This window comes from Pseudonocardia sp. GCM10023141, assembly GCF_042653605.1.
In genome coordinates this window covers 266,812-292,076 of the sequence record NZ_JBHSIR010000068.1, presented here as the reverse complement: position 1 = coordinate 292,076, position 25,265 = coordinate 266,812, and the positions used below count along the sequence as shown (strand labels likewise).

21 protein-coding genes and 2 pseudogenes are annotated in these 25,265 nt (G+C 72.1%); 15 read left to right on the top strand and 8 right to left on the bottom strand.

All coding sequences use genetic code 11. The features are described from left to right. Position 1: 1 nt before the first annotated feature. Positions 2-1,216 carry an ABC transporter substrate-binding protein gene (locus ACFPFQ_RS40760; protein ID WP_379628609.1) on the bottom strand — a complete coding sequence of 405 codons (1,215 nt, stop codon included), beginning with the start codon at positions 1,214-1,216 and terminating at the stop codon, positions 2-4. A gap of 293 nt (positions 1,217-1,509) precedes the next feature. Here ACFPFQ_RS40760 and ACFPFQ_RS40755 point away from each other — a divergent pair, with 293 nt between their 5' ends. From ACFPFQ_RS40755 to ACFPFQ_RS40735, 5 genes and pseudogenes are all read left to right on the top strand, one after another. After that, a complete protein-coding gene (locus tag ACFPFQ_RS40755; RefSeq protein WP_379628608.1) occupies positions 1,510-2,445 on the top strand; it encodes a VOC family protein in 936 nt (311 codons plus the stop codon). 10 nt (positions 2,446-2,455) lie between these two features. Further along, positions 2,456-4,156 carry an FAD-dependent oxidoreductase gene (locus ACFPFQ_RS40750; protein ID WP_379628607.1) on the top strand — a complete coding sequence of 567 codons (1,701 nt, stop codon included), beginning with the start codon at positions 2,456-2,458 and terminating at the stop codon, positions 4,154-4,156. Then, complete coding sequence (locus tag ACFPFQ_RS40745; RefSeq protein ID WP_379628606.1) at positions 4,153-4,737, top strand: flavin reductase family protein; 585 nt, start codon at positions 4,153-4,155, stop codon at positions 4,735-4,737. The genes ACFPFQ_RS40750 and ACFPFQ_RS40745 overlap by 4 nt, the downstream gene beginning before the upstream one ends. A 39-nt stretch (positions 4,738-4,776) precedes the next feature. After that, entirely contained in the window at positions 4,777-5,688 is a 912-nt protein-coding gene (locus ACFPFQ_RS40740) for a hypothetical protein (protein WP_379628605.1), read from the top strand. Positions 5,689-6,220: 532 nt separating this feature from the next. Further along, positions 6,221-6,362, top strand: a pseudogene (locus ACFPFQ_RS40735) (transposase); the annotation flags it as partial. 325 nt (positions 6,363-6,687) lie between these two features. Here the strand turns inward: ACFPFQ_RS40735 and ACFPFQ_RS40730 are convergent. Both ACFPFQ_RS40730 and ACFPFQ_RS40725 read right to left on the bottom strand, forming a co-directional pair. Continuing rightward, a pseudogene (locus tag ACFPFQ_RS40730) lies at positions 6,688-6,939 on the bottom strand (IS256 family transposase); the annotation flags it as partial. Between the two features lie 262 nt (positions 6,940-7,201). After that, positions 7,202-7,558: an excisionase gene (locus ACFPFQ_RS40725; RefSeq protein WP_379628604.1), complete on the bottom strand. Its 357-nt coding sequence runs from the start codon at positions 7,556-7,558 to the stop codon at positions 7,202-7,204. Positions 7,559-7,628: 70 nt separating this feature from the next. Here ACFPFQ_RS40725 and ACFPFQ_RS40720 point away from each other — a divergent pair, with 70 nt between their 5' ends. Further along, positions 7,629-8,573 (top strand): Clp protease N-terminal domain-containing protein, encoded by a 945-nt coding sequence (locus ACFPFQ_RS40720; protein WP_379628603.1) that lies wholly within the window; start codon positions 7,629-7,631, stop codon positions 8,571-8,573. A gap of 47 nt (positions 8,574-8,620) precedes the next feature. Further along, complete coding sequence (locus ACFPFQ_RS40715) at positions 8,621-9,430, top strand: class I SAM-dependent methyltransferase (protein WP_379628602.1); 810 nt, start codon at positions 8,621-8,623, stop codon at positions 9,428-9,430. Here ACFPFQ_RS40715 and ACFPFQ_RS40710 read toward each other — a convergent pair. The 3 genes from ACFPFQ_RS40710 to ACFPFQ_RS40700 are packed head-to-tail and all read right to left on the bottom strand — an operon-like array spanning position 9,370 to position 12,263. Then, positions 9,370-10,263, bottom strand: a complete 894-nt coding sequence (locus tag ACFPFQ_RS40710) for a hypothetical protein (protein ID WP_379628601.1) — start codon at positions 10,261-10,263, stop codon at positions 9,370-9,372. The genes ACFPFQ_RS40715 and ACFPFQ_RS40710 overlap by 61 nt on opposite strands. Positions 10,264-10,266: 3 nt before the next feature. Beyond that, positions 10,267-10,947 (bottom strand): response regulator, encoded by a 681-nt coding sequence (locus tag ACFPFQ_RS40705; RefSeq protein WP_379628600.1) that lies wholly within the window; start codon positions 10,945-10,947, stop codon positions 10,267-10,269. Continuing rightward, entirely contained in the window at positions 10,944-12,263 is a 1,320-nt protein-coding gene (locus ACFPFQ_RS40700; protein ID WP_379628599.1) for a sensor histidine kinase, read from the bottom strand. The genes ACFPFQ_RS40705 and ACFPFQ_RS40700 overlap by 4 nt, the downstream gene beginning before the upstream one ends. Positions 12,264-12,408: 145 nt before the next feature. Here ACFPFQ_RS40700 and ACFPFQ_RS40695 point away from each other — a divergent pair, with 145 nt between their 5' ends. The 7 genes from ACFPFQ_RS40695 to ACFPFQ_RS40665 all read left to right on the top strand — a co-directional run bounded on the left by ACFPFQ_RS40695 (position 12,409) and on the right by ACFPFQ_RS40665 (position 19,321). Further along, positions 12,409-13,917 (top strand): potassium/proton antiporter, encoded by a 1,509-nt coding sequence (locus ACFPFQ_RS40695; RefSeq protein ID WP_379628598.1) that lies wholly within the window; start codon positions 12,409-12,411, stop codon positions 13,915-13,917. A gap of 8 nt (positions 13,918-13,925) precedes the next feature. After that, entirely contained in the window at positions 13,926-14,534 is a 609-nt protein-coding gene (lspA, locus tag ACFPFQ_RS40690) for a signal peptidase II (RefSeq protein ID WP_379628597.1), read from the top strand. Between the two features lie 37 nt (positions 14,535-14,571). After that, entirely contained in the window at positions 14,572-15,456 is an 885-nt protein-coding gene (locus ACFPFQ_RS40685; protein WP_379628635.1) for an RluA family pseudouridine synthase, read from the top strand. A gap of 36 nt (positions 15,457-15,492) precedes the next feature. After that, the gene (locus ACFPFQ_RS40680) at positions 15,493-16,170 is read left to right on the top strand and encodes a hypothetical protein (RefSeq protein ID WP_379628596.1); all 678 of its coding nucleotides are present in this window, start codon (positions 15,493-15,495) and stop codon (positions 16,168-16,170) included. A 117-nt stretch (positions 16,171-16,287) separates the two neighbouring features. Beyond that, entirely contained in the window at positions 16,288-17,031 is a 744-nt protein-coding gene (locus tag ACFPFQ_RS40675) for a DUF998 domain-containing protein (protein ID WP_379628595.1), read from the top strand. Continuing rightward, a complete protein-coding gene (locus tag ACFPFQ_RS40670) occupies positions 17,028-18,095 on the top strand; it encodes a hypothetical protein (protein ID WP_379628594.1) in 1,068 nt (355 codons plus the stop codon). Before ACFPFQ_RS40675 ends, ACFPFQ_RS40670 begins: the two co-directional genes overlap by 4 nt. 50 nt (positions 18,096-18,145) lie before the next feature. Beyond that, a complete protein-coding gene (locus ACFPFQ_RS40665) occupies positions 18,146-19,321 on the top strand; it encodes a glycosyltransferase (RefSeq protein WP_379628593.1) in 1,176 nt (391 codons plus the stop codon). A gap of 69 nt (positions 19,322-19,390) precedes the next feature. On the opposite strand, the gene ACFPFQ_RS40660 is transcribed toward ACFPFQ_RS40665, so the two are convergent. Beyond that, positions 19,391-20,485 carry a glycosyltransferase family 4 protein gene (locus tag ACFPFQ_RS40660; RefSeq protein WP_379628592.1) on the bottom strand — a complete coding sequence of 365 codons (1,095 nt, stop codon included), beginning with the start codon at positions 20,483-20,485 and terminating at the stop codon, positions 19,391-19,393. Then, positions 20,482-21,351, bottom strand: coding sequence for an alpha/beta fold hydrolase (locus ACFPFQ_RS40655; protein ID WP_379628591.1), 870 nt, complete (start codon positions 21,349-21,351; stop codon positions 20,482-20,484). The genes ACFPFQ_RS40660 and ACFPFQ_RS40655 overlap by 4 nt, the downstream gene beginning before the upstream one ends. A gap of 234 nt (positions 21,352-21,585) precedes the next feature. Between ACFPFQ_RS40655 and dnaE the strand changes: the two genes are divergently transcribed. Continuing rightward, positions 21,586-25,251: a DNA polymerase III subunit alpha gene (gene dnaE, locus ACFPFQ_RS40650; RefSeq protein WP_379628590.1), complete on the top strand. Its 3,666-nt coding sequence runs from the start codon at positions 21,586-21,588 to the stop codon at positions 25,249-25,251. The last annotated feature ends 14 nt before the right edge of the window (positions 25,252-25,265 follow it).

Here is a 25,265-nt window from a genome sequence, read left to right as displayed (position 1 = left end):
CCTATTTCGCCGTGGCGAGACGCGTGATGAGCGCCTTCGGCGCGCACACCTGCAGGCGGTCGCTGGGCACCCACCGGCCGTCGCGGATCTCGTCCAGGAATGCGCAGTTGATCGGGTGCGGCTCGCCCTTACGGAAGTTGAGCGGCGGGGTCAGACCGTCCAGGGTGAAGTCCGCGGGCAACGCGTAAAGGCCGTCGAGGATGGACGCCGAGGTGACCTCGCCGGCCGGGGCAGCCTTGACCGCGGCCTCGAAGAGCTTTCCGTGGATGTACGCGGCCGAGAAGTATGGCGTCACCTTTCCGCGGAAATCCGGGGCGTACTTCGCTACGAATTCCTGGAAAGCACGTCCGGCCTCCGTGCGCTCGGCGATCGCGTCGATGAACAGCGGGTAGTGGTCGTCGACGTTGCGCAGCCCCTGCGAGGCGCCGCTGGCCAGCACATCGGGAGTGATGTTGCCGCCACCGGAGATGAACCCGGTCTGCATGCCGAGCGTGCGGCACTGCTCGATCACCGGCCGCACCGGCACCTTGATGATCATCGCGTCGGCGCCAGCGTCCTTGGCCGCCTGACACTGGGGCACGTAGCTGGGCGCGGTGGACGACGCCGCCTGGTTGATGACCAGGTCGACGCCGAGGTCACCAACGAACTCGTTCTGCATCTGGCTCAGCGCAGTGCAGGTGGGGCTCTCGGCGCAGACGTAGGTGGCGACCTTGGGCCCGAAGGCCGACTTCGCGACCTCGAGCTCGACGTAGGTCAGCGCGACGTAGCTGGCACCGGTGGGGAAGAACATCGGGGACTGGGAGAACGGCGGAGTCGATGCGATCCCGCCGATAACCGGGATCTGCTGCTGCTCGACGTACTGCGACCACGCGGGACTCGCCACGCTGTTGTCGGAGACGATCGCGGTGACGCGGTCGCGCTCGACGAGCTTCTTGACCTTCGCCAGCGCCTGGGTCGCGTTTCCGGCGTCGTCCTCGACCAGGAGCTTGATGCGCTTCCCGTTGATCCCGCCTTCGGCGTTCACCGATTCCGCCCACGCCTCGATGGCCACGCGGGCCGGGCCGATCGTCGCTGCGGTGCGGCCGCTGTAGCTGCCGATCGCACCGATCACGATCTCGTCCGATGCGCCGGACGCGCTCGAACTGCACGCGGCGGCACCGGAAAGGACAAGCGCCGCGGCTATCGCGGCCGTGGCGATCCGAAATGCTCTCGTCATCATCGCTCTCCTCGTGATCGCTCACAGATGTCGGTGCTTTCGATGACCGGTCGGATTGCCGGTGCGCGAATGCCCGGGGGCCCATTCGGGGTCAGGACCATAACCGCGGTGCGGAGGCGGACCATGGCCGTCATCCCGGCCACTGGGACGTCGCTGTGTCGATCGTCGGGACGCGGCCGAACCCGCCGCGACGGCCGGGCGAGGGCCAGCCCGGTGAGTGGGACGACGCGGTTGGCGGCCCTCCCGGCCGCGCCTAGCGTGCTCGGCACATCCTCGGTGGAAGGGCGGATCCCGTGCTCGTACGGTCACTCGGTTACCTGCGCTGGCGCAGCCCAGACGTCTCGGCGTGGGCGACGTTCGCGACGCAGACGCTGGGCACGATGCACGCCCGGACGGACCCGGATGGCAGCCAGTACTTCCGCATGGACGACGAGCCCTACCGGCTGGCGGTCGTGCCGCGCGCGGAGCCGGGCATCGACGCGCTGGGCTTCCACGTCAACGACTCGGCCACCCTCGACGAGATCACCGTCATGCTCGACCGCTGCGAGGTCCCGTGGTCGTGCGGCACCGACGCCGAGTGCGCGGAGCGCCGCGTCGGCGAGTTCGTCCGGTGCACCGACCCGGCGGGGGTGCCGATCGAGTTCTACTGCGCGCCGATCACCGACCACACACGGCTGGTCACCCCGTACGTCGACGGCTTCGTCGCCGGCGCGCTGGGGTTCGGGCACGTCGTGCTCACCACCGCCGACATGGCCGCCTCGGCCGCGTTCTACCGCGACGTGCTGGGCTTCCAGCTGCGCAACACGGCCACGCTGGGCAGCCCCATCGGCTCCCCGCCGCGGAGGGTGCAGTTCTACGGCTGCAACCCGCGCCACCACAGCGTCGCGCTGGTGGAGTTCCGGGAGCCGGGCATCCTGCGGCACTTCATGGTGGAGATGACGAGCCTCGACGACGTCGGCGCGACCATCGACCGCTGTCTGGACAACGGCGTGCAGATCCGCGAGACCCTCGGCCGCCACACGAACGACCTGATGGCCTCCTTCTACGTGGCTGCCCCGGACGGCACGAACGTCGAGATCGGGTTCGGCGCGCAGCAGGTCGACTCCAGCACCTGGTCGGTGCACGAGATCACCGCGCCGAGCCTGTGGGGACACCGGCCCGTCCAGGCCCCGCCACCCGCCCCCGACGCCGCGCCGCAGCGCGCCGTCGCAGCCGGTGTACCGAGCTGACGGACCGGCCATGAGCGACGACGACATCTGGGATGTCGGGGCCGACGTCGTGGTCGTCGGCTCCGGCGCGGCGGGCTTCGCTGCCGCGTTCGCCGCCCGGCAGGCGGGCGCGTCGGTCCTCATCGTGGAGAAGGCCGGGTACCTCGGCGGCACCACCGCGAAGTCCGGGGCGTACTTCTGGCTGCCCGGTAACCATCTGCTGCGCGATCGCGGGTTGGTCGACGACCGGGACCAAGCGCTGCGCCTGATGGCCCGGCTCTCCTACCCGCAGTCCTACGTGCCGGACGACGAGCTGCTGGGCCTGACCCGGCTGGAGCACGACCTGCTGGCCGCGTTCTTCGACAACGCCGGGCCGGCGCTGCAGGCGATGGCCGACTGCGGTGCGTTCAAGCCCGACCTCGACATGACGATGCCCGACTACTGCGCCGACCTGCCCGAGGACACCCTCCCCTACGGGCGTCACGTCTTCCCGGACGGCTGGGTCTCGCAGAACGACATCATCGCCGGTCGCGGCGTCGCCGACGGCAGCACGCGGGGCGAGTTCATGATCGCGGAGTTCGAGCGCCAGGCCCGGCTGCTCGGGATCGAGATCCGCACCGAGCACGAGGCCGTCCGGCTGATCACCGACGCCGGCTCCGACGACACCGACGACGCCGAAGGCACCGACGGTCCGGTCGTCCTCGGCCTCGAACTGCACCACCGCACCCGCACCGTGCTGGCGCGGGCGCGCAAGGCGGTGGTGTTCGCCTCCGGCGGGTTCGCGCACAACCCGGACATGCGGCGCCAGTTCCTCCGCGGCCCCGTCTTCGGTGGCTGCGCCGCTGAGTCGGCGACCGGGGACTTCGTCACGATCGCCGGTGAGGTCGGCGCGCAGCTGGGCAACATGAGCAACGCCTGGTGGTCGCAGACCCCGCTCGAGATGGTGTTCGCCCACCCGTCGACCGTGCGGGACGTGTTCATGCCCTTCGGCGACAGCATGGTGCTGGTCAACCGCTTCGGGAAGCGCGTCGTCAACGAGAAGATGGTCTACAACGAGCGGTCGCAGGTGCACTTCGCGTGGGACGCGACGCACCGCGAGTACGCGAACCTGCTGCTGTTCCAGGTGTACGACGACGCCGTCGCGCAGAGCGACTTCGACTTCCCGTACCGGGTGCCGGTGCCCCTGCCGGGGGAGTCGGTGGGCTACGTCGTCTCCGGCGACACGATCGACGACCTGGCCGCCGCGCTCGACGCGCGACTGGCCCAGCTGGTCGACCGCACGGGCGGTGTCCGGCTCGCCGACGGCTTCGCCGAGCAGCTGCGGGCGACGATCGCGCGGTTCGACGCCTTCGCCGAGTCCGGCGTCGACGAGGACTTCGGCCGCGGCGGCACGCCGATCCAGCAGGCGTGGAACGGCCCGCCGCGCCGGGCGGACATGGCGAATCCGACCATGCACCCGTTCGCGGCCACGGGGTCGTACCACGCGATCATCCTCGGCCCCGGCATGCTCGACACCAAGGGCGGTCCGCGCATCGACGACCGGGCCCGTGTCCTCGACGTCCGCGGCCAGCCGATCAGCGGGCTCTACGGCGCGGGCAACTGCATCGCCTCACCCGCCGGGCAGGCGTACTGGTCGGCCGGGGCCACGCTCGGCGTCGCGCTCACCTTCGGCTACATTGCCGGGCGCGCCGCGGCGAGCGAACCGGTCAAGGCATTCGGGGGCGAGTCATGACCGCGGTGCTGGACGACGCGCCGGCGGTCGGCCCGGAGACCTTCCGCGATGTGCTCGGCCGGTTCGCCAGCGGCCTGGTCCTCGTCGCCGCCGACACGGCGGCCGGCCCGGTCGGCTTCACCTGCCAGTCGTTCTTCTCCGTCTCGCTCGATCCACCGCTCGTCGCGATCTCGGTCCGCCGGGGCTCGGCCACGTGGGAGCAGGTCGCCGCGGTGGGCCGGGTGGCGGTGAGCGTGCTCTCCGCGGAGCAGGATGACCTTGCCGTGCGCTTCGGCCGCGCGGCTGCGGACAAGTTCGCCGGGGTGGCGTGGACGCCGGGCCCCTGCGGTCCGCAGCTCGACGGCGCGCTCGCCCACCTGTCCTGCGTCGTCGAGACCGTCACCGACGCCGGCGACCACTACGTCGTCATCGCGCGGGTCCTGGCCGTGGGCGGTCGGCACGGGCACCCGCTGCTGTACTTCCGCGGCTCGTTCGGGCACTTCCACGCCGCGGCCGATGAGGCCGTTGCGGACACCGCCGGGACGCGCGGCCCGTGCCACACCGGCTGGGGCGCTGCCCCGGTCACGCGGCGCACCACGTAGCCCGACCGCGCCAGAGAGATCACGAGGAGCACACCCCGAATGACGGTCATCCCGCAGTTCCGGCCCGGTCCCGGCGTCGGCCTCGACGCGATCGAACGCGTTGCCCCGCACGCGTTCGACGCACTCACTCGCAGCTGGGCAGCAGTGCAGCAGGTCGTGGATCCCGCACTGCTCGACGCGGTGGCGGCGCGGATGAACGCGCTGCTCGGACGCGCCCCCGGCGCCGCCGCGGCGACCGCCGGGTTCGAGGCCGAACTGGCGCTCGTGGACCAGTTCGTCGACTACGTGCCCGACATCGACGACGAGCTCCTCGACCCGCTGCGGGCCCGGTACACGAAGACCGGCCTGCGAGACCTCGTCGACGCCCTCTACGTCATCGACCAGACCACGCGGCTGCGGATTGCGCACCGTGCACTGCATCTGAGCAGCCCGGAAGCGGCGGCGCAGCGCGCGGCGGGCGCCCCGCCCGACGGGCGGCTGCCGCGACCGGCCCGCTCCAACATGGTGTGGCACGACACGATCTTGACGACGAACCCGCTGGGCTCGTTCACCCGCGAGCTGGTGCGCCTGCGCTGCGGCTCCTACCACCAGTGCGGGATCTGCAGCTCCATGCGGCTGGTGGAGGACGGGGCGCGGGTCGTTCCGCCCGAGCTGGAGCCCGTGCTCGCGGACCACGCCACGGCAGCCATCCCCGCCGCGCAGAAGGCGGCCCTCCGTTACGCGGAGGCCCACATGACCGATCCGCTGGCCATCGACGACGCGCTAGTCGCCGAACTCGCCCGGCATTTCAGCAGCGAGCAGCTCGTGCAGCTCACCCTCGAGGTGAGCTCCTGGAACTACCAGAAGGTCCTCGTCGCACTCGGGCTCGATGCGCCGGTCGTCGAGCGATCCCTGGTAGCCATGACGATCGGCGACGACGGCCACTGCGTGTCGGGATCTGTCCTTTCCTGACGGAGGCGGCCTCGCCGACGGGTCAGGTCTTGCGTGCAATCTGACAGGGGCTTTGCCGTTGTAACGGCTCCGCAGTACAACCGGGGTGGCGCGCGGGCAGAGCTGGGTCAATCGGCTACCTGTGCCAGGAGCTCGCTGATCCTTGCCGCGGCGCGGCACAGCTGCAGGCGGATGCGACCCGGCGGGCGACCCGAGAGGCCACGGCCGCGACGATCACGCTGCCGTGACCTGGCCGGCGGCGTCGCGGATCGGGGGGCGATGCCGAGCACGTCGCAGTCGCGGTCTCTGACCTCGGGCGGGCGGCGGTCGATGGTGCGCCCGCCGGTCAAAGAGCCCCGGGGGGTCGCGTCCGTGGCCGGGGAACCCGCAGGGCACTCGCGGTCCGCGCACGCGCGAGGTGCTCGGCGGGACAGATTGCTCCGGCCGCCACGCGGAGCGCCAGCTGCGCGCGAGGGCGTCGGGCCACACCGCCCCGTCTTCTTCACAACTTTCAGATGCCAAGCCCTGTTCAGTTTTCAGCTGCCGTCGACAGCAGGTCGAGGAATTCCGGTACCGCCCGCTCGATCAAGGCCCGTACGCCTTCGTCGCCGCGGACGCGCTGGTGCTGAATGTCGTGAGGGCGGCCAGGTGGTCAACGTGCACACGCTCGTGGCGCCGGGGTGAATGCCGACGGATCCGATCAGTACGTCGAGCCGACGGGCGGTTCGCCCACTGGAAGGCCCGATCCGTACACCCCCGCACCGATCGCGCGCCGATCGCGGTGGAGGTGACGGTCGCCGTGGTCGGCGGCGGGTAAGGAGAACCCCGCACCGGTGGTGCCGGTCCTGCAAGCAGTCGCCGGAACCGCCAGCGTTGGCGCCGCGGCTGTGCTGGCGGGCGATGTGGCCGGTCGATCACGGCGCGTCACATGGACTGCGGAGGCCGAGGTCCGGATCGATGGCGGCTGTCTTGGTGACCTACCGGACCTGCGCGATCGTCAAGACCTGTGGATGAAGATCTTTAGGCTGCTTCTGGTTGGTGGTGGTCGTCGGGTCGTTCGACGAGCTTGCCGTCGACGAACGTGGCGCCGGCGCGGACCAGCGCGACCAGGTGTGGGCCGTTCACGCCGCGCCAGCGACCCCGGGCGGCCTCGATGAGCTTGAATGCCATTGCCAGTCCCGCCGCGCGTGAGCCGGGTCCGCGGGTGATCTTCGTCCGGTGTCTGACAGTGGCGAAGGTTGACTCAATCGGGTTGGTCGTGCGCAGGTGGACAAGCCGGGACAAGCCTGGGCACGCCACCCAACGCGACCCGAAACGACCGTCCATCCCAACTCGCGGGCCCGTTCGTCCCAACTCGCGGGCCCGTTCGTCCCAACTCGCGGGCCCGTCCGTCCCAACTCGCGGGTCGTTCGATCCCAACTCGCGGGTCGATCCGTCCCAACTCGCGGTGCGTTCTGTCCCAACTCGCGTCCGGACCTGCACCATCGCCCCGCTGCGGACCCCCATCGCCGTGTCGAGATGGCGGAATCACCCGTCACGCCCTCCCCTCCAACGCCGCCAGCCGGATCTCCAGCCGGTCGACCTGGCTACGCAGCAGCGCCACCTGCGCCTCCAGGCTGATCTCCTGCTCCACCCGTTTCCGGATCCGCGCCGAGCGCTCGGCGCGTTCGAGCACGGCCTCGAGCGGCACCAGCCGTTGTGGGCCATGCGGCCCGTCCACCAGTCGGGAGGCGATCTCGCCGTTGCGGTACCAGGAGCGCAGTGCTGAGCGCGAGACGCCTGCCCGCTGCTCGGCGTCGGTGAGGGAGACCCAGGTGGTGCCGTCGACGCTGGCCAGCAGGTCGAGCTCGTCTTGCCACGCCTTGAGCCGGGCGTCCCATTCGGTGTCCATCGCTCCCCCTGTCAGAAGACGGCAGACCTTATTAATAGCAGTGTATTGACAGGGTTGCGACCATGGTTGCATGTTCGAGAGATTCACGGGCGAGGCACGTCAGGTCGTCGTGCTGGCGCAGGAGGAAGCACGTAACCGCAACCACAACTACACCGGCACCGAGCACCTGCTGCTCGGGTTCCTCGCGCTGCCGGGCGATGTCCCGGCCGTCCGCGCGCTGCGCTCGCTCGGCTTCACCCGCGAGCAGCTGGTGGCCGACGTCGAGCGCATCATCGGCCAGGGCACCAAGGCGCTGAAGGGCCACATCCCGTTCACGCCGCGGGCGAAGAAGGTGCTCGAGCTGTCGCTGCGCGAGGCGATCCGGCTCGGCGTCAACCACATCGGCCCCGAGCACCTGCTGCTCGGCATCCTCCGGGAGGGCGACGGCGTCGGCGCCCAGGTCCTGCTGAGCGGGGACAGGACGGTCGACGAGATCCGCGAGGCGGTGCTGGCCGTCGCCGACCGTCCGACGAGCACGGCGGGTCCCGCGCGCACCCCGGCCGCCGAGCAGGCGCTGGCGCTGGGGGAGCAGCTCGCCGCGGGTGCCCCGGTGGGCACCCACCACCTGCTCGAGGCGTTCACGAAGCTGGAGGACAGCATGGCAGGCAAGGCGCTCGCCGGGCTCGGCGTCACCACCGATGCCGTCGTGGCGAAGGTCGACGAGCTCGACCTCGCACAGAGCTCCGACATCACGCCCGAGCAGGCCGCGGCGGCCGCACTGCGGTGGGAGGCCGACGAGCAGGGTGTCCGGATCGTCACCACCGACCCCGAGACGGTCGCGATGCTGCGCAGGCTCGTCGAGCAGGCGGGTGGCTCGCTCACCGGCGACGGCCCGCTGGCGGGCGCGTTCATCGGGCTCCACCAGGCGATCCGGGCGGCGGCGGGCGGCATCGACGCCGCGCTCAACCCGGCCGAGGCGGCCGAGGCCACGCCGTCGACGCTGCGGGAGCGGCTGCGCAGGCGGATGCGTCCCTGAGCCGCCGTGCCTCCACCCGCGGAAGGTTCGCTCGTAGGGTGGCCCCCATGGACGCGGCAGCCCGCTGGGCGGAGCTTCAGGAGGGGCGCGGGATCCCGCCGGAGATCCTCGCGCAGGCCGAGTCCAGCCCGTGGGGGTTCGACGCGGCGGCGTTCCAGGCACCTGCCGTCGCTGCCGATACCCCCTCCCGGCGGGCCGGGCTCGCAGCGCTGGGCAGCGGGGGCACCGTGCTCGACGTCGGCTGCGGGGGTGGCGACGCCGCGTTCGCGCTGGCCGAGCGCGCCACGCACCTGACGGGCACCGACAAGCAGCAGGACATGCTCGACGTGTTCGCCGCCGGCGCGCGCCGGCGCGGCATCGCGTTCCGCACGGTGGTGGGCCCGTGGCCCGACGTCGCGCCCGAGGTCGGCTCGGCCGATGTCGTGGTCTCCCACCACGTGCTGCACAACGTGGTGGACCTGCCGCCGTTCCTGCGCGCGCTCACCGCCGCCGCCGGCCGCGGGGTGGTGGTGGAGGTGCTGGGTCAGCACCCGATGGCCTGGCTCGACCCGCTGTGGGAGCGGTTCCACGGGCTGGTGCGGCCGCCGTCGGCCACCGCCGACGACGCTGTCGCGGTGCTCGCCGGGATGGGGATCGCGCCGTCGGTCACGCGCTGGGAACGGCCCGATCAGCCCCGGCAGGACCCGGTGTGGGTGGCGCGGCGGCTGTGCCTGCCGGCGAGCCGCGCGGGCGAGGTCGACGCGGCGCTGGACGGGCTCTTCCGGCCGCGCACCACCGTGACGCTGAGCTGGGCGGGTCAGCCGGGCGGCACCGGGGCGACCGGCTCGACCGGGGCGATCGGCACCTCCGGCAGGTAGGGGTCCGTGTCGTCGGAGAACCCCGGACGCACTTCCTGGCCCCGCACGCGGACGTCGCCGCGGCCCGAGTCGGCGGTGATGGTGTTGTCGGCAGAGGGGAACTGCACCACCCCGACCGACCGGTTGCCGGTGCCGGAGGTGCCGCCCACCCGGTACGGGACGTTGTTCGGCACCACGATGGTGGTGCTGCCGTTGCCGGAGCTGGTGGTGAGCGTCTTCGGCGGCGCCACCATGTCGAGGCTGATGCCGCCCCACCCGGTGGCCCTGGCGGTGACGTCCCGGCTGCGCAGCCGGTCGCCGTGGATGTAGCCGTCGGCGGTGGTGAGGTCGAGTCGCCCGGTCAGCTTGTGCAGCTCCACCGCGCCGGACTCCTGGGAGACGGTGACGGGCCCGGTGAGATCGCCGGCGTACACGCTGCCGCGCCTGACCTGCACGGTCACGGCGAGGCCTGCCGGCACGGTGATGTGGTAGCCGATCTCGCAGGCCACCATGTCGGTGTCGGTGCAGGACGGTTCCAGCACCACCCCGCCCGCCGCCGTCGACTCCTCGCGGAGGGCGGGCCGACTGCCGCCGTAGGTCACCGACGTGACCACGTGCACGTTGCCGTCGGGACTCGGCGCGAGCGTGACGTCCGCGTCGGCGCCGTTGACGGTGAGCCGGTCGGCCTGCGGCGTGATCGTCGAGGTCTGCTGCAGCGACGAGCGCGTCATCTGGATCGTGACGTTGATCGTGCCGCCGACGAACACGAGCAGCACGAAGGCGATGGCGAGCCCCAGCACGGTGCGGGGGCGTCGGGTCCGGGTCGGGGTGGGGGTCTCGGTCGTCGTGGTCATCGCTCAGCTCTCCAGGTACCGCAGGACGGCGAGGACCCGGCGATGGCCGCCGTCGGCGGCGGGCAACTGCAGCTTCCCGAAGATGCCGCTGATGTGCTTCTCCACGGCGCCCTCGCCGACCACCAGTGACTCGGCGATCCCGGCGTTGGAGCGGCCCTCGGCCATGAGCGCGAGCACCTCGCGCTCGCGCGGGGTGAGCACCGCGAGGGGCGCCGACTGCCGCGACCGGGTGAGCAGCTGCGAGACCACCTCCGGATCCAGCGCGGTGCCGCCCGCCCGGACGCGATGCAGCGCCTCCACGAAGCTGTCGACGTCGGCCACGCGGTCCTTGAGCAGGTAGCCGACGCCGGCGGTGTTGCCGGCCAGCAGATCGGTGGCGTAGCGCTCCTCCACGTACTGCGAGAGCACGAGCACACCGATCTCCGGCCACCGCGAGCGGATCACCAGTGCCGCGCGGAGTCCCTCGTCGGAGTGGGTCGGGGGCATGCGGACGTCGGCGACCACGACGTCGGGCTGCTCCGCCGTGACGGCGCGCAGCAACTGCTCCCCGTCGCCGACGGCCGCGATGACGTCGAAGCCGGCCTCGGTGAGCAGCCGGCACAGGCCCTCGCGCAGCAGCACCGAGTCCTCGGCGACGGTGACGCGGGGCAGTGCGGGAACCCGGGGCAGGGCGGGCGCGCTCACGCGGACACCCCGTTCGCCGATACCCCGTTGCACGGCAGCTCGACGGCGAGCACGGTCGGCCCGCCGACGGGCGAGTCCACCCGCAGCTGCCCGTCCACACCGGACACCCGATCGGCGAGCCCGCGCAGCCCGCTGCCGCGGTCCGGGTCGGCACCACCGACCCCGTTGTCGAGGATCGTGATCCACACCGGCCCGTCGCCCTCCCGGCGCACGGTGACGGTGGCTGCCGCGGCATGCGCGTGCTTGGTGACGTTGGTGAGCCCCTCGGCCACCACGAAGTAGCCGATCGCCTCGATGACGGCGGGCGGGCGTTCCGGCAGCTCGACGGTCAGGTCCACGGGTACCGAGCACCGGGCCGCGATCGCCGAGAGCGCGGCGTCGAGGCCGCGGTCGGTGAGCACGGGAGGGTGCAGACCCCGGATCACGCCGCGCAGGTCGATCACCGCGTCCTTGGCCTGCTGGTGGGCGTCGTCGAGCAGGTCGCCGATGCCCATCGGGTCGTGGCGGTAGCGGGCCTTCGCCCGGCCGATCGTCATCCCGAGCGACACCAGCTGCTGCTGCGTGCCGTCGTGCAGGTCGCGCTCGATCCGGCGCCGCTCGGCCTCCCCGGCGTCGACGACCCGGGCCCGGCTGCGCGTCAGCTCGTCGACGCGCTGGGCGAGCGCGTGCGACTCGGTGCCGAAGATCGTGCGCGCCACGGCGACGTCGACGGCGGCCAGCCCGCGGATCACGGCGGGCACCAGCAGCAGCATGATCAGCCCGACGCTCGCGGCGACCGTGCGGCCCCACGGGGAGGCGGTGAGCCCGATGCCGAACAGCATGGTGTCCTCGGAGCCGAACCACGTGACGGTCAGCGGCGAGATCAGCAGCGCGGCCCCACCGGCGATCATGAGGTAGGTGAGGATCGTGGTCAGCATGCCGAGCGGGAACGCCAGCACCTGGTGCACCGCCCGGCGGCGCACCCCCGAGTCGCGCATCAGCACGCCGCCGTAGCGCAGGAGGTGACGGTTGCCGCTGGGCAACGGCCAGGTCGGCAGGTCGACGCCGAGCAGCACCCGGAAGCGCCAGCGCTCCATCCGGGCCAGCACTGCGCTGACCCATGCCGTGGTGATCCAGATCGGGATCCCGACCAGCGCGAGCGGCAGGCCGATCAGGGTGAAGACGAGCCCGAGGAGCAGGGCGAACGTGTAGAGCAAACCGAAGACGGCGTCGGAGAGCAGGTGCGCGGCGGCGAGCCAGGTGGTGGGCGAGCGCAGGGCGTGCAGCGGGTCGAGCCGCGGTAACGGGGCGCGCTGCTCCGACGTCATGAGGACCATCGTCTCAGGCTAGGAAGGGCTGCGGCCCCCTCACCATCCCGCTGGTCACCGGCCGGTGGTGGGGATAACCCCCCGGGCGCCCGATTTGTCCCCGGTGCGAACCGATGCACGGTGCATCGATAAGATCGCTTCAGCGGAGGTGACCATGGCGAGCCTGGAGATCCTGCTCGGCACGGTGGCCGCGGTGGTGTTGCTCGGCGTCGTCGCCGTGCGCGTCTCGGTCCGCCTCGGCCTGCCCTCCCTGCTCCTCTATCTCGGCATCGGCGTCCTGCTGGGCGAGCAGGTGCTCGGGTTCCAGTTCTCCGATGCGCCGCTCACCGAGTCGATCGGCCTCGCCGCGCTGGTCCTGATCCTCGTCGAGGGCGGACTGACCACCACCTGGTCGTCGGTGCGCCCCGCGCTGGGCATCGGGATCGCGCTGTCCACGGTGTCGGTGGCCGTCAGCATCGCGGTGGCCGGGGTGCTGCTGCACCTGGCGCTGGGGCTGGAGTGGCGCACCGCGTTCCTCTGGGGCGCGGTGCTCTCGTCCACCGACGCCGCCGCGGTGTTCAGCGTGCTGCGCGGGGTCGGGGTGAGCAAGCGGCTGGCCGGCGCGCTGGAGCTGGAGTCCGGCTTCAACGACGCGCCCGTGGTGCTGGCCGTGATCCTGCTGGCCTCGGACGACCCGATCACCTGGTCCACGCCCGTGCTGATCGCCTACGAGCTGGTGGCAGGCGCGTTGATCGGTTACCTGCTGGGCCGCGGCGGTGCGTGGGCGCTGCGGCGCGCCGCGCTGCCGTCCACCGGCCTGTACCCGCTGGCCGTCATCGCGGTCTGCGTGCTCGGCTACTCGGCGGGCCAGTTCGCGCACGCGTCGGGCCTGCTGGCCGCCTACGTGGCCGCGCTGGTGCTCGGCAACGCCGACCTGCCCCACCGCGGCGGCATCCGCTCGTTCGCCGAGGGCACCGGCTGGCTGGCCCAGATCGGGCTGTTCGTGCTGCTCGGCCTCTACGCGTCCCCGCAGCGGCTGGGGAGTGCCGTCGTGCCCGCGCTGATCGCGGGCGTCGTGCTGCTGGTGGCGGCGCGTCCCCTCTCGGTGCTGGTCGCCGCGCTGCCGTTCCGGATGCCGTGGCGGGAGCAGGCGTTCCTGTCCTGGTCGGGGCTGCGTGGAGCGGTGCCGATCGTGCTCGCGCTCATCGCGCTGACCGAGGGCGCCGAGGGCGCGCAGGCGCTCGTCGACGTCGTGTTCGTGCTGGTGGTCGTGCTCACCCTGCTGCAGGGCACCACGCTGCCGTGGGTGGCGCGCGTGCTGCGCGTCACCCAGCGCGCCGAGCCGCACGAGATCGAGGTGGACGCGGCGCCGCTCGACGAGCTGCACGCCGACCTCCTGCAGGTCCGCGTGCCCGTCGGATCGCGCCTGCGCGGGGTCTACCTGCGCGAGCTGCGGCTGCCCAAGGGGGCGATGGTGAGCCTGGTCGTGCGCGGCGACGAGGCGTTCACCCCCAACGGCGAGACGCGGCTGCGCGAGCTCGACCAGCTGCTCGTCGTGGCCACCGCCGCCGTCCGCGCCGCCACCGAGGAGCGCATCCGCGAGGTCGACGAGCTCGGCAGGCTCGCGCGCTGGCGGGGCAAGGGCGGGGGCGTGAACGGGTCCGGAACGCCCGGTGGGGGATGATGGAACGTGTGAGTGCGCAGGACGTTCCCCCGTTGCCGTCGGGCCCCGCCCAGGCCCCCGCTGCCCAGGCCCCCGCCGCCCGGACGCCCGCGGGCAGGCCGACGGTGTGGCTGCTGGCCGTGCTCGCCGTGCTGGTGCTCGCGGCCGACATCGTCACCAAGGTCGTCGCGGTGGCGCAGCTGGAGGGCCGGGAGCCGGTGCGGCTGCTCGGCGGGCTGGTGTACCTGCAGCTGCTGCGCAACCCGGGTGCGGCGTTCTCGCTGGCCACCGGCTACACCTGGATCCTCGCCGTGGTGGCGATCGCCGTCGTCGTGATCATCCTGCGGGTGGCGCGCAAGCTGCGCTCCACCGGCTGGGCCATCGCGCTGGGCCTGGTGCTCGGCGGCGCGCTGGGCAACCTCACCGACCGCGTGTTCCGGTCCCCGGGCCCGCTGCAGGGCCACGTCGTCGACATGGTGTCGCTGCTGGCCACCAACGGCACGGTGTGGCCGGTGTTCAACCTCGCCGACTCCTCGATCGTCTGCGGCGGCGTCCTGCTGGTCCTGCTCGCCCTGTTCGGCCGGGAGCTGGACGGCACCCGAAGCTCTGATCGAAAGAAGGCCCCCGCCAGTGAGTGACCTGCGACAGCTGCCCGTTCCCGACGGCCTCGACGGGATGCGGGTGGACGCCGGGCTCGCGCGCCTGCTCGGGCTGTCCCGCACGGTGGTCGCGGCGCTCGCCGAGGAGGGCCACGTCGCCGTCGACGGGCGGGCCGCCGGCAAGTCCGACCGGCTCGTGGCCGGGGCGTGGCTCGAGGTGGCGCTGCCGGAGCCGGAGGCCCCGGCCGGTATCGCGGGCCCGGCCGAGGTGGTGGCCGGGCTGGCGATCCTGCACGCCGACGACGACATCATCGTGGTGGACAAGCCCGTCGGCGTCGCCGCGCACCCGAGCCCCGGCTGGGTCGGACCCACCGTGGTCGGCGGGCTGGCCGCCCTCGGCTACCGCGTCTCCACGTCGGGGGCGGAGGAGCGCCAGGGCATCGTGCACCGGCTCGACGTCGGCACCACCGGCGTCATGGTGGTCGCCACGTCGGAGCACGCCTACACGGTGCTGAAGCGGGCGTTCAAGGAGCGCACCGTGGAGAAGCGCTACCACGCGATCTGCCAGGGCCACCCGGATCCGTCCAGCGGCACGATCGACGCCCCGATCGACCGGCACCCCAAGCACGACTACCGCTTCGCGGTGGTGGCCGACGGCAAGCCGAGCGTCACGCACTACGACACGCTCGAGGCGTTCCGCGCCGCGTCGCTGCTCGACATCCGGCTCGAGACCGGCCGCACCCACCAGATCCGGGTGCACCTCTCGGCACTGCGGCACCCGTGCGTCGGCGACCTGGCCTACGGTGCCGATCCCACGCTGGCCAAGCGGCTGCACCTGGAGCGGCAGTGGCTGCACGCCCGGTCACTGGGCTTCGAGCACCCGGCCGACGGGCGCTGGGTGCAGTTCGAGAGCGACTACCCCGCCGACCTGGCCTACGCGCTGGAGATGCTGCGCGACTGAGCACGGCGCCGGCTCTGGCAGGAAGGTGACGGCACGATGAACGGGCGACAGCGCCTCGCCGTGCTGGCCGGCTGCGTCGTCGTCGCGCTGCTCGTCGCCTGGTACGCCGCAGCCCAGAGCCCGCCGCCCGCCGCGCAGCCACCGGCGGGCTCGGTGCGGTTGGGCCCGGAACCCGGCGAGCCCGTCGCCGACTACCTGGGGCGGCTGCCCGCGGAGCTGCCCGCCCCCGGCGTCGCGGTGGCGGCGTTGGTGCAGTTCACCGCGGAGCTCTCGCCCGCTGCCGCGCTCGCCGCGGTCGCCGGCACGACGCCGCAGCTCGTGGTGGTGCGCGCCGACCTGCCCCGCGTGCAGACGGCGCTGCGGTTCGAGCAGCTCGAACCGGGGGTGCCGGCACCCGTTGCGCTGCAGAACGCCCGCAACCGCGCGCAGCAGGCCGCCGCCACCGATGCCGACCGGCTCACCGGACGCTCCCGCGACGTCGCCGCCGCTGAGCAGGCCCGTCTCGCCGACCCCGACGGCGCGTGGGTGCTCGCGGTCGTCGTCGACGGCGACCGGGCCGCCCTCGACGCACTCGCGCACCGGTCGTCGGTGCGCGCCGTGGACGCGGCACCTGCCGGTACCGGGCTCCGCGACCTCGCACTGTCACCGCTGCTGCCGGGCCAGCGCGACCGCGCCGACCCCCTGCCCGACGACGGACCGGTTCCCGCCGCCTGACATGCTGTGACCTGCGACGAAGGAGGTACCCCGATCAGGCGAATGGGGGTTTACCCCCGGATGGACTCGGTGGAGATCCTGATGTCCGTCTCAGCGGGGGACTGGCACGGTGGTCCCATGATGAGGATCGGGGACACCGGCCAGGGGCCCGGCCGGACATGGTCCGGCGCGGGACTCGCGGCCGCGTTCGTGGTCGTCGCGCTCCTGCCGATGACCTACCTGCATGTCATCGGCGCGGCTGTCGTCGACCCCTTCGTCACGACGATCAGCGACTACGTCGGGGTGCCAGGGGGCTTCGCACTACTGGCCGTCGCCGCCGGGTCGCTGGCGCTGGCAGCGCTCGTGCTCGCCGGCGGGCTGGCTCCCGCGGGGCTCCCCCGACCGGACGGGCCGGCGCGGATGCTCGCGAGCGGGGCCGCGGCACTGGTGGTCGTGGCACTCTTTCCCACCAACTACCCCGGCACGCCGGTCGGGATCGTGGCCAACGTGCACCGTGTTGCGGGAGCGTGGGTCTTCCTCTCACTCCCGCTCGCGTGCTGGCTGATCGCCCGCCGCGCCCGGGAGGCGAGCAACTGGCGGCCGACGGCACCGGCGTTGAGCTGGTGCGCCGGCATCACGGGGGTGGTGAGCGCGGTGTTCCTGCTCAGTCATCTTCCGATGGTCCTCTCCGATTCACTCGTCGTTCCGCTGCAGGGTGGGTTGGAGCGTGTTCTCTACGCACTGGTGATGCTGTCGCTGCTCGCTACCGCCCGGGCCCTCCGGTTCGCGGTGGTCGGTGCGCGCAGCACGGCCCCGGTGCGCAACCGCCTGCAGACCCCCGCAGGCGACTTCGGGACAGGCGACCTCGGGCGGGCAGCATGAACCTCTTCTCCGGCCCCGTGCCCGCCATCGTACTGGCGATACTCGCGTCCCTCTGCTTCGCCGGTGCCGCCGTGCTGCAACACCGGGCGGTGTCCGCCCAGTCGGGCGCCGCGACGTCCGGCGGCGAGGGTGCGCTGTCGTTCAAGAGCCTCGCGGCCATCGCCCGGCGACCCGGCTGGCTCGCCGGCCTCGCGCTGGCCGTCAGCGGCACCACCATGCACGCCATCGCGCTGGTGCTCGCACCGCTGTCGGTCGTGCAGCCGATCGGCGTGCTCGCCGTGCCGATCGCGGTGGTGCTCAGCGTGCTGCGCACCGGGCAGAAGCCCGCGCCCGGAGTGCTGCTCGGGGTGGGGCTCAGCGTCGCAGGCGTCGCCGCGTTCGTCGCCACGGCGGCGGGCACGGCCGTCAGCAGCCCGGCACCCGACGGTGCCACGCTGCTCGCCGCGCTCGTCGTCGCCGCGCTGGTGCTCGCACTGGCCGCGCTCGGACTCGCCCGCACGGGCTGGGTGCGCTGCGTGGCCTGCGCCACCGGGGGCGCCGTCGCGTTCGGGCTCGTCTCGGCGCTGCTGCGGGCCGTCTCGCAGTCGGTCACCACCGGGGTCGTCGACCTGCTCGCGCCGTCGGTGCTGCTGTCGCTCGTCGGCATCGCCGTCGCGGTGCTCACCGGCGGCTGGCTGGTGCAGCAGGCCTTCACCGTGGGTGCTCCCGAGGTCGTCGTCGCCTGCCTGACGGTGGTCGACCCGATCGTCGCGGTCATCCTCGGCGTCGTGCTGCTCGGCGAGGGCGCGCACACCTCCACCCAGTCCTGGCTGCTGCTGCTCGGAGCGGCCGCCATGGCCGCCACCGGCGTCGTCGCGCTGGCCAGCCACCACCCCGACGCCGCAGGGCGCTCGGAGCGCACCGCCGAGCCCGTGTCCGCGCCGGGGCCCGTGGAACGGGCCCGGCTGGGCAACACCGAGCGCTACACGCTCGCCCGCCGCACGGCAGGCCACCTGCGCTCCGCACCACCACCGCACGCCGTCGCCGCGATGTCGCGGCGGGAACACCTGTTGCACCGCCGGTGACCCCCAGCACCGCGTCGACCACGACCCACTCCTGAGAGGAACGACCTTCCGTGAAGCCCCTGCGTATCCTCATCGCCGCAGAGACCTACCCGCCGGCCGTCAACGGTGCCGCGCGCTTCGCCGAGCGGCTCGCCATCGGCATGGTCGGGCGTGGCCATGAGGTGCACGTCGTGGCCCCCTCGGTCACCGGAGCGCCCAGCCGCCACCTGCAGGACGGCGTCGTGGTGCACGGCATCAAGTCGCACAAGTACTTCATGCACCCCGACTTCCAGGTCTGCATGCCGTGGGAGGCGGGGCCCGCCACCGCCACGCTGCTCGAGGAGATCGACCCGGACGTCGTCCACACCCAGGCCCACATGGTGCTCGGCCGCGGCATCGTCAACGCCGCGAGCCGCACCGGGCGGCCGCTGGTGGCCACCAACCACTTCATGCCGGAGAACATCGCCGCGCACGCGCCGATCCCGAAGCCGCTGCAGCGCCTGTTCTACCGGATGGCATGGCGCGACCTGGGCCGCGTCTTCGGCAAGGCCGACGCCGTGACGGCTCCGACGCCGCGCGCCGTCGAACTGCTGACCGGCAAGGCGGGGCTCACGGATGCCTTCCCGGTCTCCTGCGGCATCGACGCCGACCGCTACCGTGCAGCCGCGCCGGCCGCCGACGCCGTGCCGACCGTGCTGTTCGTCGGTCGCATGGACCAGGAGAAGCGCGTCGACGAGCTGATCCGCGCGTTCGCGGCGCTGCCCGCCGGCATCGCTGCCGACCTGGAGATCGTCGGTGACGGCGCCAAGCGGGCCGACTGGACGGCGCTCGCCGACAGCCTCGGCCTCGCCGCGCGCGTCCGCTTCCGCGGGTTCGTGTCCGAGGAGGAGCTGCTCGAGGCGTACGCCAGGGCGTCGGTGTTCTGCATGCCGAGCATCGCGGAGCTGCAGAGCCTGGCCTCGCTCGAGGCGATGGCCGCCGGCACCCCGCTGATCGCGGCCGACGCGATGGCACTGCCGCACCTGGTGCGCCAGGGCCGCAACGGCTGGCTCTACAAGCCCGGCGACGTCGCCGAGCTCACCACCCGCCTCGCCGCGCTGCTCTCGGACGCCGACCTGCGCCGTCGCATGGGTGCGGCCAGCCTCGAGGTCGTGGCCGAGCACGCCATCGGCGCCACCCTCGACACGTTCGAGGGCATCTACCGCAAGCTGCTGCAGCGCGAGCGGATCCTCTACCGCGCCGCGTAGCGACAGCGCCGGCCGACGCCACACACCCTCGCGGGTCCTCGCACACGCTCCGTGGTGTGCGAGGACGGTTCACCGTGTGCGAGGTCGGGATGGCGCTGCGACGTCGACGCGTTCCAGCAGCGCCAGCAACACTCTGGCGGACTGCTCCCAGGTGAAGAGCGCCGCCCGGGCGCGCGCCGCATCGGAGCGCGCCTCCCAGCCCGGGCCGTCGAGCTCCCGGACGGCGGCGACGAAGCCGGCGACGTCGTCGGGGTCGACGTAGGCCGCGGCCTGCCCGTCCGGCCCGCCGACCTCGCGGAACACCGGGATGTCGCTCACGATCACCGGCGTTCCCACGCTCATCGCCTCGACCAGCGGGATGCCGAAGCCCTCATCGCGCGAGGCCGTGACCAGCGCCGTCGCGCTCCGCAGCGCCGCGTTGTAGTCGGCGTCGCTGACGCCGTCGTGGAAGACGAGCCGGGCCCGGGGGGCCAGTGCCGTGAGCCGCTCGCGCTGCGCCGGGGTGATGCGGCTCATCAGGTGCAGCTCGTGGTCTGGTAGCTGCGCCGCGGCGCGGACCAGCGCCTCCACGTTCTTGTAGGGCATGAACGAGCCCATGTACACCAGCGTCGGGGTGCGCGGCAGCCGCGTGGCGTCGATGGCGGGCTCGGGCGCGTTGGGCACCACGGTGACCGAACGGTGCGTCAGCGCGTGCTCGGCCATGAGCGCCTTCGTGGCCTCCGAGACCGTGACGACGGCGTCGGCGCGGTTGAGCAGCACCCGCTGCGGCCACCACGCCTTGTGGAACAGCCGCCACAGCAGCCGGATCGGCGCCGCGAACTCCGGCGGGGGTGTCGGGTTGGTGTAGTAGATGAGGTCGTGCAGGGTCAGGACCAGCCGGTAGGTGCGGCTCCAGCTGCCCATCGTCTGCATCGGGGAGAACACGACGTCGGCGCCGAGGCGCCGCACCTGGCGCGCCACCGTCAGCTCGCGGGGGCTGGTCGGTCCGCTGATCCGGTGCCACGGCAGGTCCGGGAGCTGGGCGAGCTGGCGCTCGTCGTTGATCAGCATCGCGACGGGGTGCTCGCTGACCGCGGCCAGTGCGTGCGCGAGCCCCGCGGTGTAGCGGCTGATGCCGTCGTGGCGCTCGAAGCGGACGTAGCGGCAGTCGATCAGGATCCTCACGCGAGGAACTCCGCGACGGCGACGGCGACCACGGCAGGTGCCTCGTAGTGCGCCAGGTGCCCGGTGGCGGGCAGCTCCACGAGCCGGGCGTCGGGGAACCGGCCCAGCAGCGCCCGCTGGGCCGGGATCGGGGCCAGATCGTCGCGCTCGGCGGCCACGAGCAGCGTCGGCGCCGCGATGTCGGCGGCGTACTCGGCGACGTGGTGCTCCACCGAGGCCCGGAACGCCTCGAGCAGCACCCGGCGGTCGGCGAAGCTGCCGAAGTAGCGCGCGTGCTCGGCGTGGATCCACCGCAGCAGCGCGGCGTCGCGGGTGGTGGCCATGGTGGATCCGGCCAGCCGGGACATGATCGGGTTGCGCAGCATCAGCGTGCCGGCGCGCTCGGGCACCGTGCCGGCCAGCCGGTGGTAGCCGGCCGCGAGCCGGGACAGGAACGCGCGGGGGCCCTCCAGCGCAGCCGTGGCGATGGGGTTGACCAGCACGAGGCCGGGCAGCTCACGCCCGCGCGCGGTGGCCGCCGCGACGATCGAACCGAACGAGTGACCAGCGAGCACCGTGTCGTCGTCGAGAAGGGCACCCGCCCAGGCGGCGTAGCCGTCGATGTCGTGGGCGCCGGTGGGAAGCGGCGGGGAGACCCCGAACCCCGGCAGGTCCGGCACCAGCACCTGCACGTCGTCGCGCAGGCCGACGAGGTGCGCGCAGATCGGCTCCAGCCCGTGGTGATCGCCCCGGAAGCCGTGCAGGAACAGCAGGCGGCGGGGAGCGTCGGCGCGGCCGTAGCGCCAGGTGTGCGTGCCGTCCCCACGCACGTCGTGGTGCACCGGGACGCTCGCCAGGACGGCGGCGAAGGGGGACGGGCCGATCACCGCGGGGAGTCTACGGCGGGGCCGGCGCGCCACCGACGCGGTCCCGGGACCGCAGCAAGGTGGCCATCCAAGCGTTCAGTCGCATGATGGTGGCCATGCTGCGATGCGGGCGGGGCGAGGTCCCCACCCGTCGCCCGGCGCTGCGGGGCGCCCACCCGCCTCGCACCCGTGAAACCTGTCGGTGGCCGGAGTTAGCCTGAGGGTCCTGCATCACGAAGGGAGCTCCCCACTCCGATGGCTCGTTCCGACAGCTTCGTCCACCTCCACACCCACACCGAGTTCTCGATGCTCGACGGGGCGGCCCGGCTGGACGACCTGTTCACGGAAACGGCGCGGATGGGGATGCCGGCGCTGGCCATGACCGATCACGGCAACGTGTTCGGCGCCTACGAGTTCTGGCGCAAGGCCAAGGCACACGGCGTCAAGCCGATCATCGGCATGGAGGGCTACCTCGCGCCGGGCTCGCGCCACGAGCGCAAGCGCGCGGTGCTGGCGGGGGGCCGGTCGGGGGAGGACAACCCCGGCGAGATGTACACGCACATGACGCTGCTGGCCGAGAACACCGAGGGGATGCACAACCTCTTCCGGCTCTCGTCGCTCGCGTCGCTGGAGGGCTACTACTACAAGCCCCGCATGGACCGCGAGCTGCTCGAGACCTACGGCAAGGGCATCATCGCCACCACCGGCTGCCCGTCGGGTGAGGTGCAGCGGCTGCTGCAGCAGGACAAGTTCGACGCCGCCGTGCAGGCCGCGAGCGACTACCGCGACATCTTCGGCAGGGACAACTTCTTCTGCGAGCTGATGGATCACGACATCGCCATCGAACGCCAGGTCCGGGTGGGCTTGCGCGAGCTGAAGAAGAAGCTCGACCTGCCGGGGCTGGCCACCAACGACCTGCACTACACCTACGCCGAGGACGCCAAGTCCCACGAGGTGCTGCTCTGCGTGCAGACGGGCAAGACGCTCGCCGACCCCAACCGGTTCAAGTTCGACGCCCAGGACTTCTACCTCAAGTCCCCCGCCGAGATGCGCGCCCAGTGGGACGCCGAGTTCCCCGAGGCCTGCAACAACACCCTCGCCATCGCCGAACGCGTCGACGTCACGTTCACCGAGGGCCAGGACCTCATGCCCCGCGCTCCCGTCCCCGAGGGCGAGACGGAGGAGAGCTGGCTCGTCAAGGAGGTCGAGCGCGGTCTGCACCTGCGCTTCCCCCACGGCGTCACCGAGCAGTACCGCACGCAGGCCACCTACGAGCTGGGCGTCATCATCTCGATGGGCTTCCCCGGCTACTTCCTCGTCACCGCCGACCTGATCCAGCACGCCAAGAAGGTCGGCATCCGGTGCGGGCCGGGCCGCGGTTCGGCGGCGGGCTCGCTGGTCGCCTACGTGCTGGGCATCACCGACCTCGACCCGATCCAGCACAAGCTGCTGTTCGAGCGCTTCCTCAACCCCGAGCGCATCTCGATGCCCGACATCGACATGGACTTCGACGAGCGCAGGCGTGGCGAGATGATCCGCTACACCACCGAGAAGTACGGCGAGGACCGCATCGCCCAGATCATCACCTACTCCACGATCAAGGCGAAGGCCGCGATCAAGGACTCGGCGCGGGTGCTGTTCGGACAGCCCGGCTACGCGGTGGCCGATCGCATCACGAAGGCGATGCCGCCGCCGATCATGGGCAAGGACATCCCGCTGTCGGGGGTGTTCGACCCCGCCCACAAGCGCTACTCCGAGGCCACCGAGGTCCGTGCGCTCTACGAGGCTGATCCGCAGGTCAAGGAGATCATCGACACCGCGCGGGGCCTCGAGGGCCTCAAACGGCAGTGGGGCGTGCACGCGGCAGGCGTCATCATGTCGAGCAAGCCGCTGATCGACGTCATCCCGATCCAGCGCCGCGATTCCGACGGCGCCATCATCACGCAGTTCGACATGGGTGCCTGCGAGACGCTCGGCCTGCTGAAGATGGACTTCCTGGGCCTGCGCAACCTCACGATCATCGACGACGCGCTGGAGAACATCGAGCGGGGCGGCAAGCCGAAGCTCGTCATCGAGGACGTCGGGCTCGACGACCAGAACACGTTCGACCTGCTCGCCCGCGGCGACACGCTCGGGGTGTTCCAGCTCGACGGCGGCCCGATGCGCGATCTGCTGCGGCGGATGGCGCCCACCGGGTTCGACGACATCTCGGCCGTCGGCGCGCTGTACCGACCGGGCCCGATGGGCGCCAACGCTCACAACGACTACGCCGACCGCAAGAACAAGCGGCAGGAGGTCACTCCGATCCACCCGGAGCTGGCCGAGCCGCTCAAGGACATCCTCGGCGAGACCTACGGCCTGATCGTCTACCAGGAGCAGGTCATGGCCATCGCGCAGAAGCTGGCCGGGTACTCGCTCGGCAAGGCCGATCTGCTGCGCCGCGCCATGGGCAAGAAGAAGAAGGAGATCCTCGACAAGGAGTACGAGGGCTTCGCCCAGGGCATGGCCGACAACGGCTACTCCGCCGCAGCCGTCAAGACGCTCTGGGACATTCTGCTGCCGTTCTCCGACTACGCGTTCAACCGCGCCCACTCCGCCGCCTACGGCGTGGTGTCGTACTGGACGGCCTACCTCAAGGCCAACTACCCGGCCGAGTACATGGCCGCCGTGCTCACCTCCGTGCGCGACGACAAGGACAAGGCCGCGGTCTACCTGGCCGAGTGCCGCCACATGGGCATCACGGTGCTCGCCCCCGACGTCAACGACTCGGTGCGCAACTTCTCGTCGGTCGACACCGACATCCGGTTCGGGCTCGGCGGCATCCGCAACGTCGGCGCCGGTGTCGTCGACGCCATCGTGGCCGCGCGCACGGAGAAGGGCGCCTTCACCGACTTCTCCGACTTCCTGCGCAAGGTCGACGCGGTGGTCTGCAACAAGAAGGTCATCGAGTCGCTGATCAAGGCGGGCGCGTTCGACTCGCTCGGTCATCCGCGCAAGGGCCTGCTCCTGGTGCACGCCGATGCGATCGACGCGGTCATGAGCACCAAGAAGGCGGCGTCGATCGGCCAGTTCGACCTGTTCGGGTCGATGGACGGCACCGGCACGTCGGAGCTCGACTCGGTGTTCGACGTGAAGGTCCCCGCGGACGAGTGGGACGCCAAGCACCAACTCGCCGTCGAGCGCGAGATGCTCGGGCTCTACGTCTCGGGCCACCCGCTGCAGGGTGTGGAGCAACTGCTGGCAGCGAAGACCGACACCCCGATCTCGGCCATCGTCGGGGGAGAGGTCGACGACGGCCGCCAGGTCACGGTCGGCGGGATCCTCGCCGGCATCAACCGGAAGGTGAACAAGAACGGCGAGCCGTGGGCGTCGGCGCAGCTGGAGGATCTGGCGGGTGGCATCGAGGTGCTGTTCTTCCCTCGCTGCTACCAGGTGGTGGGCCCCGACATCGCCGAGGACGCCATCGTGCTGCTCAAGGCACGGGTCAACCGGCGCGACGATCGCCTCTCGCTGATCGTCAACGATCTGGCGGTTCCCGACCTCAGCGTCGTCACGCCCGCACCTGCCCCCGCCCGGATCCCAGCGCCGACCCCGGTACCCGACCGCCCCGCTCCCGCCCCTACCCCTGTCTCCGGCGCGACGGCCGCGGCGAGCGTCACGGCCACGGTCGCTCGCAGCACGGTCACGGCACCGCCCGATCCGGTCCGGGTCACGCTCTCCACCGCCTTGTGCACGCCGCAGCGGGTGGCGCAGCTCAAGCGCGTGCTCACGAGCCACCCCGGCAGCGCGGAGGTGCACCTCGCGCTGGTCAACGGCACCCGCACCACGCTGCTGCGGCTCGACGATGCGCTGAAGGTCGGCGAGTCGCCCGAGCTGCGCGGCGATCTGCAGGCCCTGCTGGGCCCGGGCTGCATCGAGTAGCCCCGACCGAAGGG